Origin of the sequence: Pseudomonas allokribbensis (genome assembly GCF_014863605.1) — a bacterium.
GTDB classification, from domain to species: domain Bacteria; phylum Pseudomonadota; class Gammaproteobacteria; order Pseudomonadales; family Pseudomonadaceae; genus Aquipseudomonas; species Aquipseudomonas allokribbensis.
Genome location: NZ_CP062252.1, coordinates 643,396 through 660,634 on the forward strand (window position 1 = coordinate 643,396; position 17,239 = coordinate 660,634).

At 62.0% G+C, this 17,239-nt stretch carries 13 protein-coding genes; 8 read left to right on the forward strand and 5 right to left on the reverse strand.

Annotation, left to right across the window (positions count from 1 at the left end):
- Window positions 1-93 precede the first annotated feature (93 nt).
- From IF199_RS02850 to IF199_RS02860, 3 genes are all read left to right on the forward strand, one after another.
- The gene (locus tag IF199_RS02850; protein WP_192559632.1) at window positions 94-3,369 is read left to right on the forward strand and encodes a transglutaminase family protein; all 3,276 of its coding nucleotides are present in this window, start codon (window positions 94-96) and stop codon (window positions 3,367-3,369) included.
- Between the two features lie 88 nt (window positions 3,370-3,457).
- Window positions 3,458-5,944, forward strand: a complete 2,487-nt coding sequence (locus tag IF199_RS02855; RefSeq protein ID WP_192559633.1) for a circularly permuted type 2 ATP-grasp protein — start codon at window positions 3,458-3,460, stop codon at window positions 5,942-5,944.
- Window positions 5,944-6,837 (forward strand): transglutaminase family protein, encoded by an 894-nt coding sequence (locus IF199_RS02860; protein WP_096819806.1) that lies wholly within the window; start codon window positions 5,944-5,946, stop codon window positions 6,835-6,837. The genes IF199_RS02855 and IF199_RS02860 overlap by 1 nt, the downstream gene beginning before the upstream one ends.
- Before the next feature lie 69 nt (window positions 6,838-6,906).
- On the opposite strand, the gene IF199_RS02865 is transcribed toward IF199_RS02860, so the two are convergent.
- The gene (locus tag IF199_RS02865) at window positions 6,907-7,086 is read right to left on the reverse strand and encodes a hypothetical protein (protein WP_085732676.1); all 180 of its coding nucleotides are present in this window, start codon (window positions 7,084-7,086) and stop codon (window positions 6,907-6,909) included.
- A gap of 68 nt (window positions 7,087-7,154) precedes the next feature.
- Window positions 7,155-7,742 carry an LOG family protein gene (locus IF199_RS02870; protein ID WP_192559634.1) on the reverse strand — a complete coding sequence of 196 codons (588 nt, stop codon included), beginning with the start codon at window positions 7,740-7,742 and terminating at the stop codon, window positions 7,155-7,157.
- Window positions 7,743-8,083: 341 nt separating this feature from the next.
- Here IF199_RS02870 and azu point away from each other — a divergent pair, with 341 nt between their 5' ends.
- A complete protein-coding gene (gene azu, locus IF199_RS02875) occupies window positions 8,084-8,530 on the forward strand; it encodes an azurin (RefSeq protein WP_192559635.1) in 447 nt (148 codons plus the stop codon).
- A gap of 55 nt (window positions 8,531-8,585) precedes the next feature.
- On the opposite strand, the gene nadE is transcribed toward azu, so the two are convergent.
- The 3 genes from nadE to IF199_RS02890 form a co-directional block, all read right to left on the reverse strand.
- Complete coding sequence (nadE, locus tag IF199_RS02880; RefSeq protein WP_096819803.1) at window positions 8,586-9,413, reverse strand: ammonia-dependent NAD(+) synthetase; 828 nt, start codon at window positions 9,411-9,413, stop codon at window positions 8,586-8,588.
- Between the two features lie 4 nt (window positions 9,414-9,417).
- Window positions 9,418-10,641: a nicotinate phosphoribosyltransferase gene (pncB, locus tag IF199_RS02885; RefSeq protein ID WP_102620123.1), complete on the reverse strand. Its 1,224-nt coding sequence runs from the start codon at window positions 10,639-10,641 to the stop codon at window positions 9,418-9,420.
- A gap of 107 nt (window positions 10,642-10,748) precedes the next feature.
- Entirely contained in the window at window positions 10,749-11,654 is a 906-nt protein-coding gene (locus IF199_RS02890) for a LysR family transcriptional regulator (protein ID WP_007950669.1), read from the reverse strand.
- 161 nt (window positions 11,655-11,815) lie between these two features.
- Here IF199_RS02890 and amaB point away from each other — a divergent pair, with 161 nt between their 5' ends.
- From amaB to IF199_RS02910, 4 genes are all read left to right on the forward strand, one after another.
- Window positions 11,816-13,306, forward strand: coding sequence for an L-piperidine-6-carboxylate dehydrogenase (gene amaB / locus IF199_RS02895; protein WP_096819801.1), 1,491 nt, complete (start codon window positions 11,816-11,818; stop codon window positions 13,304-13,306).
- Window positions 13,307-13,395: 89 nt separating this feature from the next.
- A complete protein-coding gene (gene amaA, locus IF199_RS02900; protein ID WP_192559636.1) occupies window positions 13,396-14,679 on the forward strand; it encodes an L-pipecolate oxidase in 1,284 nt (427 codons plus the stop codon).
- Window positions 14,680-15,043: 364 nt separating this feature from the next.
- Window positions 15,044-16,177, forward strand: a complete 1,134-nt coding sequence (locus tag IF199_RS02905) for an ABC transporter substrate-binding protein (RefSeq protein WP_096819799.1) — start codon at window positions 15,044-15,046, stop codon at window positions 16,175-16,177.
- A 146-nt stretch (window positions 16,178-16,323) separates the two neighbouring features.
- Entirely contained in the window at window positions 16,324-17,238 is a 915-nt protein-coding gene (locus IF199_RS02910) for an ABC transporter permease subunit (protein WP_007950661.1), read from the forward strand.
- Window position 17,239: the final 1 nt, after the last annotated feature.

The window sequence follows — 17,239 nt, forward strand, 5'->3', positions numbered from 1 at the left end:
ACTGCCTTGAGCATTCCGGGAAAGCGCCCAAGCCTCTGCATGGCATAAGTCTTGCGCGCTTTCGAATACGCTTAGGCTCGCAGGAGGCACGCCGTGTCGATTCATGTCGCATTGCATCACGTCACGCATTACCGCTACGACCGCGCTGTCGAACTCGGCCCGCAGATCGTGCGTCTGCGCCCGGCTGCCCACAGCCGCACGCGGATTCTGTCGTATGCGCTGAAAGTCTCGCCCGAGCAGCACTTCATCAACTGGCAGCAGGACCCTCAGGGCAACTACCTGGCGAGGCTGGTGTTCCCCGAGAAAACCGCCGAGCTGCGGATCGAGGTCGACCTGCTGGCCGAGATGGCAGTGTTCAACCCGTTCGACTTTTTCCTCGAGCCCTACGCCGAGAAAATCCCCTTCGCCTACGCCGCCGATGAACGCAAGGAACTGGCGCCGTACCTCGAAACCCTGCCGTTGACGCCAAAACTCAAGGCCTACCTGGACGCCATCGACCGCACGCCGCTGCCGGCGGTGGATTTCCTCGTGGCGCTCAACCAGCGCCTGAGCGAGGACATCAATTACCTGATCCGCATGGAACCGGGCGTGCAAACCCCGGAGTACACCCTCGAACACGCCTCCGGCTCCTGCCGCGATTCGGCATGGTTGCTGGTGCAACTGCTGCGCAATCTCGGGCTGGCGGCGCGTTTCGTCTCCGGTTACCTGATACAACTGACCGCCGACGTGAAAAGCCTCGACGGCCCGTCCGGCACCGAAGTGGACTTCACCGATCTGCATGCCTGGTGCGAAGTGTACTTGCCCGGCGCCGGCTGGATCGGCCTCGATGCCACCTCCGGGCTGTTCGCCGGGGAAGGGCATATCCCGTTGGCCTGCAGTCCCGATCCGTCCTCGGCGGCGCCGATCAGTGGTCTGGTGGAGCCTTGCGAATGTGAGTTCAGCCACGAAATGTCCGTGGAGCGGATCTGGGAAGCGCCTCGGGTCACCAAGCCCTACACCGATGAGCAATGGCTGGCGATCCAGGCGCTGGGCCGGCAGATCGATGCCGATCTGCTGGAAGGCGATGTGCGGCTGACCATGGGCGGCGAACCGACCTTCGTGTCCATCGACGACCCGGATGGCGCCGAATGGAACACTGCCGCGCTGGGCCCGGACAAGCGCCGGCTCTCCGCCGAACTGTTCCAGCGCATGCGCAAACACTATGCGCCAAAAGGGCTGGTGCATTTCGGTCAGGGCAAGTGGTATCCGGGCGAGCAACTGCCGCGCTGGTCGCTGAATTGCTACTGGCGCCGCGACGGTGTGCCGATCTGGCACAACACCGCGTTGATCGCCGACGAGCAGCAGGACTACGGCGCCGATGGCGCATTGGCCGGGCGCTTTCTGGCGAGTGTCGCCGAACGCCTGAAACTGCCGACACGTTTTGTGTTTCCGGCCTACGAAGACAATTTCTATTACCTCTGGCGCGAGGGCGCCTTGCCGAGCAACGTCAGCGCCGAAGACTCGCGTCTGGAGGAGCCGCTGGAACGTGCGCGCCTGCGCAAGGTGTTCAGTCAGGGGCTGGACAAGGTCATCGGTCAGGTGCTGCCGCTGGCACGCACCGCCAAGGGCGATCAATGGCAGAGCGGGCGCTGGTATCTGCGGGATGAGCATTGCCGGCTGGTGCCGGGGGATTCACCGCTCGGTTATCGCCTGCCATTGGGTTCGCAGCCTTGGGTGAAGGCGGCGGAGTATCCGTTCATTCATCCGAACGACCCGAATCAGGATTTCCCCGAACTGCCCGACACTGCGCAACTCAATCGCCATGATGCGCCGGCTGCGGCGGATGAACGGGCGCCAAAGATCGACGAATCCGCCGACTGGCTGACCCGCACCGCGTTCTGCGCCGAGGCACGAGAAGGCCGGTTGTATCTGTTCATGCCGCCGCTGGAACGGGTCGAGGATTACCTGGAACTGGTGGCCGCCATCGAAGCCACTGCCGAGGAACTGCACTGTCCAGTGCTGCTGGAAGGCTACGAGCCGCCGAGCGATCCGCGCCTGAGCAACTTCCGTATTACGCCGGATCCCGGCGTGATCGAGGTCAACGTCCAGCCGTCCGCGACGTGGGATGAGTTGGTCGAGCGCACCGAGTTCCTGTACGAGGAGGCGCGCCAGACCCGACTGTCCACCGAGAAATTCATGATCGACGGGCGACACACCGGCACCGGTGGCGGTAACCATTTCGTACTCGGCGGAGCAACGCCGGCGGACTCCCCGTTCCTGCGCCGCCCGGATCTGCTGCGCAGTCTGATCAGCTATTGGCACAACCATCCCTCGTTGTCCTACCTGTTTTCCGGTCTGTTCATCGGTCCGACCTCTCAAGCACCGCGAGTCGATGAAGCGCGCAACGATGCGCTGTACGAGCTGGAAATCGCCTTCGCGCAGATGCCGGCGCCGGGAGACGCGTGCGCGCCATGGCTGGTGGATCGCTTGCTGCGCAATCTGCTGATCGACGTCACCGGCAACACCCACCGCGCCGAGTTCTGTATCGACAAACTGTATTCACCGGATGGCGCCACCGGGCGTCTCGGTCTGCTGGAGTTGCGTGCGTTCGAAATGCCGCCCCATGCGCGCATGAGTCTGGCTCAGCAGCTGTTGCTGCGGGCACTGGTGGCGCGGTTCTGGCGTGAGCCTTATGCGCCGCCGAAACTGGCGCGCTGGGGCACCGAGTTGCATGACCGCTTCCTGCTGCCGCACTTCATCGAGCAGGACTTTGCCGACGTCATCGTCGAACTCAACAATGCCGGTTATCCGCTGCGTGCCGAATGGTTTGCGGCGCATCTGGAGTTTCGCTTTCCCAAGGTCGGCGATTACGCCGTCAACGGCATCGAGCTGGAGTTGCGTCAGGCCCTTGAACCCTGGCATGTGCTGGGCGAGGAGGGCGCGGCGGGCGGCACGGTGCGTTACGTCGATTCATCGCTGGAGCGTCTGCAGGTCAAGCTCACTGGGCTGCCGCCGCAGCGTTATCTGCTGACCTGCAATGGCATCCCGGTACCGCTGCAACCGACCGGGCGGGTCGGCGAGTTTGTCGCCGGTGTGCGTTTCCGTGCGTGGCAACCGGCCAACTGCCTGCAACCGACGATCCCGGTGCACGCGCCGCTGGTGTTCGACCTGCTCGACACCTGGATGCAGCGTTCGCTGGGCGGCTGCCAGTACCACGTCGCCCATCCGGGCGGGCGCAATTACGAGACGTTGCCGGTCAACGCCAACGAAGCGGAGAGCCGGCGCATGGCGCGTTTCTTCCGCATCGGGCACACGCCGGGGAAACTTCCTATACCCATTGTCGAAACGAACGACGAGCTACCGATGACTCTCGATTTGCGACGCTTTTAGATCGTACGCGACGCCCGGATTTTTCGTATATCCGGGCGTCATGTGCCTGCGTTAGTCTGACCGTTCCTTGCTGGCTGCCGAGCTTTCCATGCCTGACCTGCTTGACCGCTACCCGCTGACGGCGGGCACTTACCACGAACTGCTCGACGCCGGCGGGGCGGTGCGTCCGCACTGGCAGCGGCTGTTCGACCAATTGCAGCGCAGCACCCCGACGCAATTGGTGCAGCGTCAGGCATTGCTGACCCGGCAGATTCAGGAAAACGGCGTCACCTACAATGTCTATGCCGACCCCAAGGGCGCGGATCGTCCGTGGGAACTGGACCTGCTGCCCCATGTGATCGCCGCTGACGAGTGGCAACAGCTGTCGGCCGGGATCGCCCAGCGCGCGCGCCTGCTCAATGCGGTGCTGGCGGATCTGTACGGTCCGCAGCGGCTGATCAGCGAAGGGTTGCTGCCGGCGGAGCTGGTGTTCGGTCACAACAACTTCCTCTGGCCCTGTCAGGGTATCTCGCCACCGGACGGGGCCTTTCTGCATCTGTATGCCGTGGATCTGGCGCGCACACCGGACGGGCGCTGGTGGGTGACGGCGGATCGTACCCAGGCGCCGTCCGGTGCCGGCTATGCGCTGGAAAACCGCACCATCGTGTCCCGGGCCTTCCCCGAGCTGTACCGGGACTTGAAAGTGCAGCATCTGGCCGGATTCTTCCGTACCTTGCAGGAAACCCTGGCCCGTCAGGCACCCTGCGACGATGACGCGCCGCTGGTGGTGTTGCTGACCCCGGGGCGTTTCAACGAAAGCTATTTCGAACATCTTTATCTCGCACGCCAGCTCGGCTATCCGCTGGTGGAGGGCGGTGACCTGACGGTGCGCGATGCCACGGTCTACCTGAAAACCCTCAGTGGTCTGCGTCGGGTTCACGCGATCATGCGTCGGCTCGACGATGACTTCTGCGATCCGCTGGAACTGCGCACGGATTCGGCGCTGGGCGTTCCCGGGCTGCTTGAGGCCGTGCGCCAGGGCCGGGTGCTGGTGGCCAACGCGCTGGGCAGCGGCGTGCTGGAGTCGCCGGGGCTGCTGGGTTTCTTGCCGAAGATCAATCAGCACCTGTTCGGCGAAGAACTGATCCTGCCCTCCATCGCCACCTGGTGGTGTGGAGAGGCGCCGGTACTGGCCCAAGCGTTGGAAAAATTGCCGGAACTGCTGATCAAACCGGCTTTCCCATCCCAGAGTTTTGCGCCCGTTTTCGGACGTGATTTGAGCGAAAAACAGCGCCAGAGTCTCGCCGAGCGCATGCAGGCCCGGCCTTATGCCTATGTCGCGCAAGAACTTGCGCAACTGTCCCACGCGCCGATCTGGCAGCCCGAGGACGGCCAGTTGCAACCGCGAGCCATCGGCATGCGCATGTACGCGGTGGCCAGTCGCGACGGCTATCGAGTGCTGCCCGGTGGCCTGACCCGGGTGGCGGCCGAAGCCGATGCCGAAGTGGTGTCGATGCAGCGCGGCGGCGCGAGCAAGGACACCTGGGTGCTGGGCGAGCGGCCGCCAAGCGGTGAACAATGGAAGGCGCAGCGCAACATCGGTGTGCCTGATCTGGTGCGGCGCGATCCGTATCTGCCGTCGCGGGTGGTGGAAAACCTGTTCTGGTTCGGTCGTTACTGCGAGCGCTGTGACGACAGCGCGCGGTTGTTGCGGATCATGCTGGCGCGGTACGTCGACGGTGACGATCCACAAGCCTTGCAGGCTGCCGTGGAGCTCGGTGAGCGCCTGATGCTGCTGCCAGACGAAGGCGAGTTGCCGGAGCGCCTGCTCGCGGCTTTGCTCGGCGAGGACTGGTCGTTCAGCTTGCGTTCCAACCTGCAACGCTTGCAGTGGGCGGCGTCGCAGGTGCGCGGCAAGCTCTCGCGGGAGAACTGGCAGGCGCTGGTGGAGTTGCAGCGCGAGGCGACGGAACTGGACACCGACGAGCCGGACTTCGGCGAGCTGCTGGATTTTCTCAACCGGCTGGTGATGTCGCTGGCGGCGCTGTCCGGGTTTGCCCTCGACGACATGACCCGTGACGAAGGCTGGCGCTTCCTGATGATCGGCCGGCGCATCGAGCGCCTGCAATTTCTCAGCAGCAGCCTCGCGGGTTTCCTGCGCGGCGCCGGGGCGTTCGATCAAGCGGGGCTTGAGTGGTTGCTGGAACTGGGCAACAGCAGCATCACCTATCGTTCGCGCTATCTGGCGGTGGCGCAGTTGATTCCGGTGCTCGACCTGTTGCTGCTGGACGAGCAGAACCCCCATGCGGTGTTGTTCCAGTTGAAACTGGTGACGCGCACCCTCAAGCGTCTGAACGATGATTTCGGTGTGCCGAGGGAGGCCGGGTTGCCAGAACTGGTCGAGCGTCTGGCGCGCTTCGACCTGGGTTGTCTGGAAAATCCCCTGTTCGGCGAATCCAGCGTACGTGCGGCCCTCGACGGGCTGGCGGATCTGCTGCAAGACATCGCCGACGCCAGCGGCCAGGTGTCCGATCGTCTGGCCCTGCGCCATTTCGCCCATGTCGATGATGTCAGCCAGCGCACGGTGTCCGTCTGATGAATGCCCACTACCAGATCCTTCACGACACTTGTTATCACTACGACAGCCCGGTCTCGCTGGCACAGCAGCTGGCGCATCTGTGGCCCCGTGAGTGCGCCTGGCAGCGCTGCACCGAGCAGCAATTGCTGATCAGTCCGGAGCCGACCGCACGTCGTGACGAACAGGATGTATTCGGTAATCCGCTGACGCGCCTGGCGTTCGAACGGCCTCATGATGAATTGCAGGTCAACGCACGGCTGACGGTCGAGGTGCTGGCGCGGCCGGCGCTGGATTTCAATCTGTCCCCGGCCTGGGAATTGACGCGCAATGCGCTGACCTACAGCAGCCAGCCGTTGTCTGCCGAATTGCTGGAGGCTTGTCGCTACCGGTTTCAGTCACCCTACGTTCACTTGAAGCGCAGTTTCGTCGAGTTCTCCGAAAGCTGTTTTCCGCCTGGGCGACCGTTGCTGCTGGGCGTGCAGGCGTTGATGGAAAAGATCTTCGACGAATTCACCTTCGATGCCGAGGCGACGCAAGTCGCGACTCCGCTGGTCGAGGTGCTGGAGCGGCGGCGCGGAGTCTGTCAGGACTTTGCCCACCTGATGCTGGCCTGCGTGCGTTCCCGAGGATTGGCGGCGCGCTACATCAGCGGCTATCTGCTGACACGGCCACCACCGGGGCAACCGCGATTGATCGGCGCCGATGCGTCCCATGCCTGGGTGTCGGTGTTTTGCCCGGTGTTGGGTTGGGTGGATTTCGATCCGACCAACAATGTGCAACCGGCACTGGAGCACATCACCCTGGCCTGGGGCCGGGATTTTTCCGATGTGTCGCCGTTGCGCGGGGTGATTCTGGGAGGGGGGAGCCATGATCCCGAGGTCCGGGTCACGGTGATGCCACTGAATGAGTGATGAAGCACACTGCAGGAGCGGGCAAGCCCGATCCTGCAGGTTTTGCGTTCAGTGGTCCTGCGGTGTTGCTCAGGCGTCGGGCGCCGGGTCTTTCGGTGCATCAACATCATCATCGGTCGCCACTTCACCGTCAGGGTTCAGTGCCGCTTCTTCAGCCATCTGTTTCTTGCGCTGAAGCTTTTCCTCTTTCTTCTGTTCCTTGGCCAGGTCACGTTGACGCTTGGCGAAGGAGTAATTGGGTTTGGCCATGGGCGATCCTCTTGGGTCGAAGGTGAGGTTGAGCGGCGCGTATTCTGCCCTGTATCGGTGCCCGGGGGTTAACCGGGTTTCTGGTCGACCCACTTTGGCGTGACGGTCGGCTTCCACTGGTCGAGAGCATCGAGCAGCGTTTGCGGCGATTCGCTCACTTGCAGCATGTCACGGTGCGGTGCGCGAACGAAGCCTTCGCCGACGATGTGATCGAGAAATGCAGTGAGTTTGCTGTAGAAACCGTTCACTTCCAGCAGGCCCAGCGGCTTGCCGTGGTAGCCGAGCTGGCCCCAGGTCCAGACTTCGAACAGCTCTTCAAGCGTGCCGAGGCCACCCGGCAGGGCGATGAACGCATCGCTGAGCTCGGCCATGCGCGCCTTGCGGGCGTGCATGCCGTCGACGACTTCCAGGCGCGACAGGCTCTTGTGACCGATTTCCTTGTCCATCAGGCTCTGCGGGATGATGCCGATTACTTCGCCGCCGGCCGCCAGCGCGGCGTCCGCGACAATCCCCATCAGGCCGACGGCGCCACCGCCGTAGACCAGCGTCAGTTTGCGCTCGGCAATGGCTTTGCCGAGGGCGATGGCGGCTTCGGTGTACGCCGGGGTGGTGCCGGCGTTGGCACCGCAAAATACACAAACGGATGTGAGAGACATGCCTTCCTCCTGGGTCAATCCGTCACAGGGTAATGGCTGGCACGCCTTGATCCAAGGGCTAGACTTCGCGTTTCGGGGTTTCATAGGTGCCGCTGGCGCCACAGGCGTAGGCGGCGAGCAGGCTGCACAACAGACTGTTGAAGGACATGACTGATGCTCCAGATGAGAGTTGAGCCCTGAAGATACGGCCCGGCCAAACGTCTGGCTGTTAGATTGTTTCGATGAGTGTCATAGCCTGAAAGTTGTATACAATTTTTGACTCAAGTCATAGGAACTTGCGAAGATTTCAGGCAGTCTTTCCCCCATTCGTGTTTTTGTTAACCCTGCCTTGGAGATTCACCATGTTTTCCAAAGTTGTTGCGGTATCCCTGCTGGCGCTGGCCAGCAGCCAATTGATGGCTGCCGAGTGCAAAACCACCGTTGACTCCACCGACCAGATGTCCTTCACCACCAAGGAGATCGTGATCGACAAGAGCTGCAAGACTTTCACCGTCGAACTGACCCATTCCGGCAGCCTGCCGAAGAACGTCATGGGCCACAACCTGGTGGTCAGCAAGACCGCTGACATGCAGCCGATCGCCACTGACGGCCTGGCCGCGGGCATCGACAAGAACTACCTGAAGGACGGTGACGAGCGCGTCATCGCCCACACCAAGATCATTGGCGCCGGCGAGAAAGATTCGCTGACCATCGACGTATCGAAACTGGCACCCGGCACCGATTACGGTTTCTTCTGCTCGTTCCCGGGCCACATCTCGATGATGAAAGGCACAGTGACCGTGAAGTAAGAAAAACACGGTCAAAAAAAAGCGTCCCGAGGGACGCTTTTTTTATGCCCTGGATTCAAGGCGCAAACGGCATGACGCGTTTGTGATGGGTCTTCTTGTACGTGTTGACGATGATGTCGAACGCTTCCTGACGCACCGGCTCGCCGTGCAGAAAGGCGTCGATCTCGGCGTAGGTCACGCCGTGGGAGGCTTCGTCCGGTTTGCCCGGCGACAGGTCTTCCAGGTCCGCCGTCGGCACTTTTTCCACCAGCGATTCCGGTGCGCCGAAGCTGCGGGCGATGGCCCGGACCTGATTTTTCACCAGACCGCTGAGCGGGGCCAGGTCGCAGGCGCCGTCACCGAACTTGGTGAAGAAACCCATCACCGCTTCCGCCGCGTGATCGGTACCGATCACCAGGCCATGGGCCGCGCCGGCGATGGTGTACTGGGCGACCATGCGCATCCGCGCCTTGGTGTTGCCGAGCACGAAATCCACCGACACCGCGTGCTTGCCTTCGAAGGCTGCGACTTCGCCGGCCAGGGATTTCACTGCCGGGCCGATGTTGACGGTGTGGCGTTCGTCCGGGGCGATGAAGTCCACCGAGGCCTGGGCGTCGTGTTCATCGAACTGCACGTCGTACGGCAGGCGCACAGCGATGAACTTGTAGCCGTTGTCGCCGGTGCGCTCGCGCAGTTCACGCATGGCGCGCTGGGCCAGGAGGCCTGCGGTCAGCGAGTCGACACCGCCGCTGATGCCCAGCACCAGGGTCTTGAGCCCGGAATTGGTCAGACAATCCTGGATGAAGGTGATGCGTCGGGCGACTTCCGCTTCGAGGGCCTGGTAATCGGCGAACGGCGGCTGAACGTTGAGCTGTTCAGCAATCTCACGCTGTACGGCTTGCATGAATTCACTCCTTGCTAGAAAGGCTGGAAACGGCAGGAACCTGGAAAACGTGTCGCAAATAGGCGACGAAATTCGGGTCTTTGCAGTGGGTCTTGCCCGGCTCGTCGGAGATCTTCGCCACCGGTTGGCCGTTGCAGGCGGTCATTTTAAGCACGATGCTCATCGGTTCGACACCCGGAATGTCACAGGTGAGGTTGGTGCCGATGCCGAAGCTGACATTGATCCGGCCCCGCAGCGCCCGGAAGATCTCCAGCGACTTGGGCAGCGTCAGGCTGTCGGAGAACACCAGGGTCTTGCTCATCGGGTCGATGCCGAGCTTGTGATAGTGGGCGATGCATTTTTCGCCCCACTGCACCGGATCTCCGGAGTCATGGCGCAAACCGTCGAACAGCTTGGCGAAGAACAGATCGAAATCGCCTAGGAACGCGTCGGTGGTGATGCAGTCGGTCAGGGCGATCCCCAGCAAACCGCGGTACTCGCGGACCCAGCAATCGAGGGCGGCGATCTGGCTGTCGATCAGTCGCGGGCCGAGTTGCTGGTGGGCCATGATCCATTCGTGGGCCATGGTGCCCAGCGGTTTCATGTCCAGTTCGCGGGACAGGTGCACGTTGCTGGTGCCGACGAAACGCCCGGGGAAATCATGCTTGAGCACGTTCACCACTTCTTCCTGCACGCGGTAGGAAAACCGCCGGCGTGTGCCGAAATCGGCGACCTGCAACTGCGACAATTCTTCGGTCGAGGCGTTGGCCGTCAGCCAGTCGAACTTGCGGTAAAGCTGTTCGCGGGCCTGTTCCAGCACCGTTTCTCGGTAGCGATAGCGGTTGCGCACTTCGCTGACGATCGCCAGCAGCGGCACTTCGAACAGAATCACATGCAGCCACGGCCCGCGCAGACGGATGAACAGTTCGCCGTTCTCGATGCCGGTGTGCAGGTAGCGCAGGTTGAAGCGGAACAGGCCGAGGAATCGCAGAAAGTCAGGTTTGAGGAAGCTGATGCGCTCCAGGAAACTCAACTGATCGGCGCTCAGGCTCAACTCGGCCAGACGCTCGACCTGGAAGCGGATCTCCGCCAGATAGGGGCGCAGATCTTCACTGTTACGGCAACGAAACTCCCATTCGACTTCGACGTTGGGGTAGTTGTGCAGCACCGCCTGCATCATCGTCAGTTTGTAGAAGTCGGTGTCGAGCAGGTTCTGCACGATGCGATCGGCAAACACACTCTCGCTCATAACGGGGTCTCCAGGCGGACCGCGCGTTGGCGCGGTATCAATCAATGGCGCTAGTGGCTCATATCCGGGGTGTGGATTGCCAGCGATTTTTATCCCGGCGCGGAGCCTCAGACCGCATCAGGACTGTCGATCTGCTCCAGCATCCACTTCACGAAATCCCGCACCTTGGGCACTTCCGCCGCGTGTTCCGGGTAGGCCAGGTAATACGCATCGGTGCTGGGCATTGCATGCTGCCAGGGAATGACCAGTTTGCCGTCGGCCAATTCCTCTTCCACCAGAAACCTTGGTAACAGGGCGACGCCGCAGCCGACCTGCGCGGCGCGGATGCACATATAAAAGGTTTCGAAGCGCGGGCCGTGGTAGCTGTGTTCGGTCTGGTAGCCCTGGCTGTCGAACCAGTCGTGCCACGCCTGTGGGCGCGAAGCATTCTGCAGCAGGACCAGATCGGTGAGTTGCGTTGGATCAGTCAACGGAGTGTCCGGCAGGCTGCTCGGTGCGCAGACCGGCACCAGTTCCTCGCCAAACAACTTCAGGCATTCGGTGCCGGGGCGTGAACCCTGGCCGAAATAGAACGCCAGGTCGCTGCGCCCTTGCAGCAAGTCATCGGCCTCCTGCTCGTTGCACAGGTCCAGATGAATCGACGGATGGCGCAGGCGCCAGCCCTTGAGGCGCGGCACCAGCCAGCGTGCGCCGAAGGTCGAGGGCGTGGAGACGCGCAGGACTTCGGTCTCGCCGCCGTAGGAACGCAGGTAATGGGTCGACATCTCGACCTGGGTCAGGATTTTTCTGACTTCCACCAGGTACAGATCGCCGGCCGGGGTCATCTGCAAACGGCGGCGTACCCGACGGAACAACAAGTGCTGTAACAATTCTTCGAGTTGCGCCACCTGCTTGCTGACGGCGCTCTGGGTCAGGTTCAGTTCCTCGGCGGCCCGGGTGAAACTCAGGTGCCGGGTCACGGCCTCGAAGCACTGCAACGCGGTGATCGACGGCAAGTGGCGTTTGTTCAGCATGGGCGATCCTTTTCTTGTCTTTCTGCGCAGCATGAATAAACGGAATGATATCTCGCGTAAAGGTCGTTTGTTGCACAGCCTTCCTGACGCTACAACTAAAGGTCTGCCCGGTCGTGAAAACGCGCCCGCACACATTCAGTTTTTTGCTTGAGGAGTGACCCATGGTTGCCGCATTGCTTGATCGTCTTGGTGTGAACCCGGCCCTGTACCAGAACGGCAAAGTGCCGGTGCATTCGCCCATCGACGGCAGCCGCATCGCCGCCGTGAACTGGGAAGGCCCGGCCGAAGTCGAGCAGCACATCAGTCGCGCAGATCATGCGTTCGAACAATGGCGCAAGGTGCCGGCCCCGCGTCGCGGCGAGCTGGTGCGCCAGTTCGGCGAAGTGCTGCGCGAGTACAAGAATGATCTTGGCGAACTGGTTTCCTGGGAGGCCGGCAAGATTACTCAGGAAGGCCTGGGTGAAGTGCAGGAGATGATCGACATCTGCGACTTCGCCGTCGGCCTGTCCCGCCAGTTGTACGGTTTGACCATCGCTTCCGAGCGCCCGGGCCACCACATGCGTGAAACCTGGCATCCGCTGGGCGTGGTCGGCGTGATCAGTGCGTTCAACTTCCCGGTCGCGGTGTGGGCGTGGAACACCACGCTGGCGCTGGTCTGCGGCAACCCGGTGGTGTGGAAACCGTCGGAGAAAACCCCGCTGACCGCGCTGGCCTGTCAGGCGCTGTTTGATCGTGTGGTGAAGAACTTCAGTGATGCGCCGGCCAATCTGTGCCAGGTCATCATCGGCGGCCGCGATGCCGGCGAAGCGCTGGTGGATGACCCGCGCGTCGCGCTGATCAGCGCCACCGGCAGCACCCGCATGGGCCGCGAAGTGGCGCCGAAAGTCGCCGCACGCTTCGCCCGCAGCATTCTTGAGCTGGGCGGCAACAACGCGATGATCCTCGGCCCGAGCGCCGATCTGGACATGGCCGTGCGCGCCATCCTGTTCAGCGCAGTCGGCACCGCCGGTCAGCGTTGCACCACCTTGCGTCGCCTGATCGCCCATGAATCGGTGAAAGAAGAAATCGTCACCCGCCTCAAAGCCGCGTACTCCAAGGTCCGCATCGGTCACCCGCTGGAAGGCAACCTGATCGGCCCGCTGATCGACAAGCACAGCTTCGAAAACATGCAGGACGCGCTGGAGCAAGCACTGAGCGAGGGCGGCCGGGTGTTCGGCGGCAAGCGCCAACTGGAAGACCAATTCCCCAACGCCTACTACGTGTCGCCGGCCATCGTTGAAATGCCGGAGCAGAGCGACGTGGTGTGCAGCGAGACCTTCGCGCCGATCCTGTACGTGGTTGGCTACAGCGACTTCGAAGAGGCGCTGCGCCTGAACAACGCGGTGCCGCAAGGCCTGTCGTCGTGCATCTTCACCACCGATGTGCGCGAGGCCGAGAAATTCATGTCGGCGGTCGGCAGTGACTGCGGCATCGCCAACGTCAACATCGGCCCGAGCGGCGCGGAAATCGGCGGCGCGTTCGGTGGCGAGAAAGAGACGGGTGGTGGTCGCGAGTCGGGCTCGGATGCATGGCGCGCTTACATGCGCCGGCAGACCAACACCGTGAACTACTCGCTGGAGTTGCCGCTGGCGCAGGGCATTACGTTCGACTGACAGTTTTCTCAAAGCTATCGACCGTTCCCACGCTCTGCGTGGGAACGGTCATTTTGGTGTGTTTGGCAGGTTTCTGTTGGAGTCTGGCAATGCCGTTACGCGAAGAATGTCTGTGGGAAAAACTCACGCCGCAACGACCGGATAACACGGCGCTCAGGGGCGAAGTCAAAGTCGATGTCTGCGTGATCGGCGCCGGGTTTACCGGGCTGTCGGCGGCGCTGCATCTGTTGGAGAAGGGCAAAAGCGTCTGCGTGCTGGAAGCCCATCGCGCCGGGCATGGTGGTTCCGGGCGCAACGTCGGACTGGTCAACGCCGGGATGTGGATTCCGCCGGACGAGATCGAAGCCGGCTTCGGCGAAGCGGTCGGCAGCCAGCTCAACCGCATGCTCGGTGCGGCGCCGGCGCTGGTGTTCAGCCTTGTGGATAAATACAACATCGATTGCCAGTTGCGCCGTGAAGGCACCCTGCACATGGCGCACAACGCCAAGGGTGAGGCGGATCTGCGCAGTCGCGAAGAACAGTGGAAACGCCGCGGTGCGCCGGTCGAACTGCTGACCGGCAAGGCCTGTGAACAGGCGACCGGGACGCAGAAGATTGCCGCCGCGTTGCTCGACCGGCGTGCCGGCACGCTCAACCCGATGGCTTATGTCACCGGGCTGGCCAACGCTGTCATCAGCCTTGGCGGGCAGATGTTCGATCATTCCCCGGTCTCGCGTCTTGAGCGCCAGGGGCCGAAATGGTCGGTGCAGACCGAGCAGGGTTCGGTGCTCGCCGAACAAGTGGTGATCGCTTCCAACGCCTACACCGAAGGCGACTGGACCGAACTCAAACGCAATTTCTTTCCCGGTTACTACTATCAGGTCGCTTCGGTGCCGCTCACCGAAGACGCTGCCCAGGAAATCCTCCCGGGCGGGCAGGGCTCGTGGGATACCCGCCAGGTGCTGAGCAGCATCCGTCGCGACAAGGACGGGCGTCTGTTGCTGGGCAGCCTTGGCAACGGCAATCAGAAACCGACCTGGTTCCTCAAGGCCTGGGCCGACCGGGTGCAGCAGTATTACTTCCCCAACCTCAAACCTGTGGAGTGGGAATGCACCTGGACCGGGCGCATCGCTTTTACTCCCGATCATTTGATGCGCCTGTTCGAGCCCGCGCCGGGACTGGTGGCCGTCACCGGTTACAACGGCCGTGGCGTGACCACCGGCACCGTGGTCGGCAAAGCCTTCGCCGACTACCTGTGTAACGGAAATCCTCAAGCGTTGCCGATTCCCTTTGCACCGATGCAGCCCCTGGCGGGCGTGGGTTTGCGCAGTTGTCTGTACGAGGCCGGGTTCTCGCTGTATCACGCGGGCCAGTGCCTGCGCATTGTCATTTGAGTGTTGAAATATGTTGCGTGAAGCGGCGCTTTTCGGCGTAGCGACTAGCCTGTAATGGTGCGGGTTGTAGCAGTCCCGCACCAGCAGTGTGCAGTTCGGTGACGCGGGCTGTTACAGGCTGGTTGCACGTCGTTTGGCGCCGCGGTTGCAATGATGGCGCGTGCGGGTTGCGCCTGAAAAAATAAATGGTTTCACCTTCCGCGGTTTAGACGGTTGCACGCCCAATGAAAATGGGAACGAAACAGTCGAAATAACAAGAAAGCAGCGACTTTTTGAAGAATAAAAAACCGATGGCACGGCCCTTGCTCTGAGCAATCCAGTGAAGTCGCAGTGCCAACTAAAAAAAACCTTGGAGCACCACCTCATGTCCCAGACGTTTTACAAGAAAGGCTTTCTGGCCCTCGCAGTGGCTACTGCGCTGGGTGTTTCTGCGTTTGCACAAGCTGATGTGAAAATCGGTGTGGCGGGCCCTATGACTGGCGCCAACGCGGCATTTGGCGAGCAGTACATGAAGGGGGCACAAGCGGCGGCCGATGCGGTCAACGCGGCGGGCGGCGTCAACGGGGAGAAAATTGTCCTGGTCAAAGGCGATGACGCCTGCGAACCGAAACAGGCGGTGACGGTCGCCAAGGACCTCACCAACCAGAAAGTCGCCGGTGTGGTTGGCCACTTCTGCTCGTCCTCCACCATTCCTGCGTCGGAGATCTACGACGAAGCCGGCATCATCGCGATCACGCCGGGTTCCACCAACCCACAAGTGACCGAGCGCGGTCTGAGCGCCATGTTCCGTATGTGCGGGCGTGACGACCAGCAAGGCATCGTCGCCGGCGACTACATCGTCGACGTGCTCAAGGGCAAGAAAGTGGCCGTGCTGCACGACAAGGACACCTACGGTCAGGGCCTGGCCGATGCGACCAAGGCACAGTTGACCAAGCGCGGCGTGACGCCGGTGCTGTACGAAGGCCTGACCCGTGGCGAGAAAGACTTCAGCGCCGTGGTCACCAAGATCCGCGCGGCCGGTGCCGACGTGGTCTACTTCGGCGGCCTGCACCCGGAAGCCGGTCCACTGGTCAAGCAACTGCGTACCGAAGGCCTGAAAGACGTGAAGTTCATGTCTGACGACGGCATCGTGACCGACGAACTGGTGACCACCGCTGGCGGCCCGCAATACGTCGACGGCGTGCTGATGACCTTCGGCGCCGACCCGCGCCTGCTGCCGGAAAGCAAGACTGTAGTGGATGCTTTCCGCAAGGCCGGCACCGAGCCTGAAGGCTACACCCTGTACGCCTACGCTTCAGTTCAAGCACTGGCTGCGGGCTTCAACGGCGCCAAGTCCAACAAGGGCGAAGACGCTGCCAAATGGCTGAAAGCCAACCCTGTGAAAACCGTGATGGGCGAGAAGACCTGGGACGCCAAGGGCGACCTGAAAGTGTCCGACTACGTGGTTTATCAGTGGGACAAGGACGGCAAATATCACCAGCTGGAAAAACAGAAGTAAGGGCTGACGCGATCGGCTGACCTCTGCAGAAATTCTGTGGGGGCCAGCCCGGTCGTGGCTGACATTGCTCCGACGTACATCTGTATTTTTCCTAGAAGAACCGCGCGCCCCAGGGTGTGCAGGTTCTCACTGCGTGAGATTGCGTTATGGATGGTATTTTCCTGCAGCAACTGGTCAACGGCCTGACCCTCGGGTCGGTCTATGGCCTGATCGCCATCGGCTACACAATGGTCTACGGCATCATCGGCATGATCAACTTCGCCCACGGCGAGGTTTACATGATTTCCGCTTACCTCGCGGCAATCAGTCTGGCTCTGCTGGCTTACTTCGGTATCGAATCCTTCCCGCTGCTGATGCTCGGCACACTGGTCTTCACCATCGTCGTCACGGGGGTGTATGGCTGGGTCATCGAACGCATCGCCTACAAACCACTGCGCAACTCCACCCGACTGGCACCGCTGATCAGCGCCATCGGTATCTCCCTGATCCTGCAAAACTATGCGCAGATCAGCCAGGGCGCCCGTCAACAGGGTGTTCCGACGCTGCTCACCGGTGCCTGGCGCATCGACGTCGGCTCGGGCTTCGTCCAGCTGACCTACACCAAGATCTTCATTCTCGTCGCGGCGTTCGTCGGGATGGGCCTGCTGACCTACGTGATCAAGTACACCAAGCTCGGCCGCATGTGCCGCGCGACCCAGCAAGACCGCAAGATGGCTTCGATTCTGGGGATCAACACCGACCGGGTGATTTCCTACGTGTTCATCATCGGTGCAGCGATGGCGGCCCTGGCCGGCGTGCTGATCACCATGAACTACGGCACGTTCGACTTCTACGCAGGCTTCGTCATCGGCATCAAGGCGTTCACTGCCGCGGTGCTCGGCGGGATCGGCTCGCTGCCTGGCGCCATGCTCGGCGGGATCATCCTCGGGATCTCCGAGTCGCTGTTCTCGGGCCTGGTCAACTCCGACTACAAAGACGTGTTCAGCTTCTCGCTGCTCGTACTTGTTCTGGTCTTCCGGCCTCAGGGCCTGCTGGGCCGTCCTCTTGTGTCGAAGGTGTAAG

Bases quoted from the DNA above. Each gene is read 5' to 3' on its own strand.
- IF199_RS02890 (WP_007950669.1), bottom strand. From the start codon at position 11,654: ATGCTGAACAAACGCCACTTGCCGTCGATCACCGCGTTGCAGTGCTTC.
- IF199_RS02910 (WP_007950661.1), top strand. From the start codon at position 16,324: ATGGATGGTATTTTCCTGCAGCAACTGGTCAACGGCCTGACCCTCGGG.
- amaB (WP_096819801.1), top strand. From the start codon at position 11,816: ATGGTTGCCGCATTGCTTGATCGTCTTGGTGTGAACCCGGCCCTGTAC.
- IF199_RS02905 (WP_096819799.1), top strand. From the start codon at position 15,044: ATGTCCCAGACGTTTTACAAGAAAGGCTTTCTGGCCCTCGCAGTGGCT.
- amaA (WP_192559636.1), top strand. From the start codon at position 13,396: ATGCCGTTACGCGAAGAATGTCTGTGGGAAAAACTCACGCCGCAACGA.
- pncB (WP_102620123.1), bottom strand. From the start codon at position 10,641: ATGAGCGAGAGTGTGTTTGCCGATCGCATCGTGCAGAACCTGCTCGAC.
- IF199_RS02865 (WP_085732676.1), bottom strand. From the start codon at position 7,086: ATGGCCAAACCCAATTACTCCTTCGCCAAGCGTCAACGTGACCTGGCC.
- IF199_RS02855 (WP_192559633.1), top strand. From the start codon at position 3,458: ATGCCTGACCTGCTTGACCGCTACCCGCTGACGGCGGGCACTTACCAC.
- azu (WP_192559635.1), top strand. From the start codon at position 8,084: ATGTTTTCCAAAGTTGTTGCGGTATCCCTGCTGGCGCTGGCCAGCAGC.
- IF199_RS02860 (WP_096819806.1), top strand. From the start codon at position 5,944: ATGAATGCCCACTACCAGATCCTTCACGACACTTGTTATCACTACGAC.
- nadE (WP_096819803.1), bottom strand. From the start codon at position 9,413: ATGCAAGCCGTACAGCGTGAGATTGCTGAACAGCTCAACGTTCAGCCG.
- IF199_RS02870 (WP_192559634.1), bottom strand. From the start codon at position 7,742: ATGTCTCTCACATCCGTTTGTGTATTTTGCGGTGCCAACGCCGGCACC.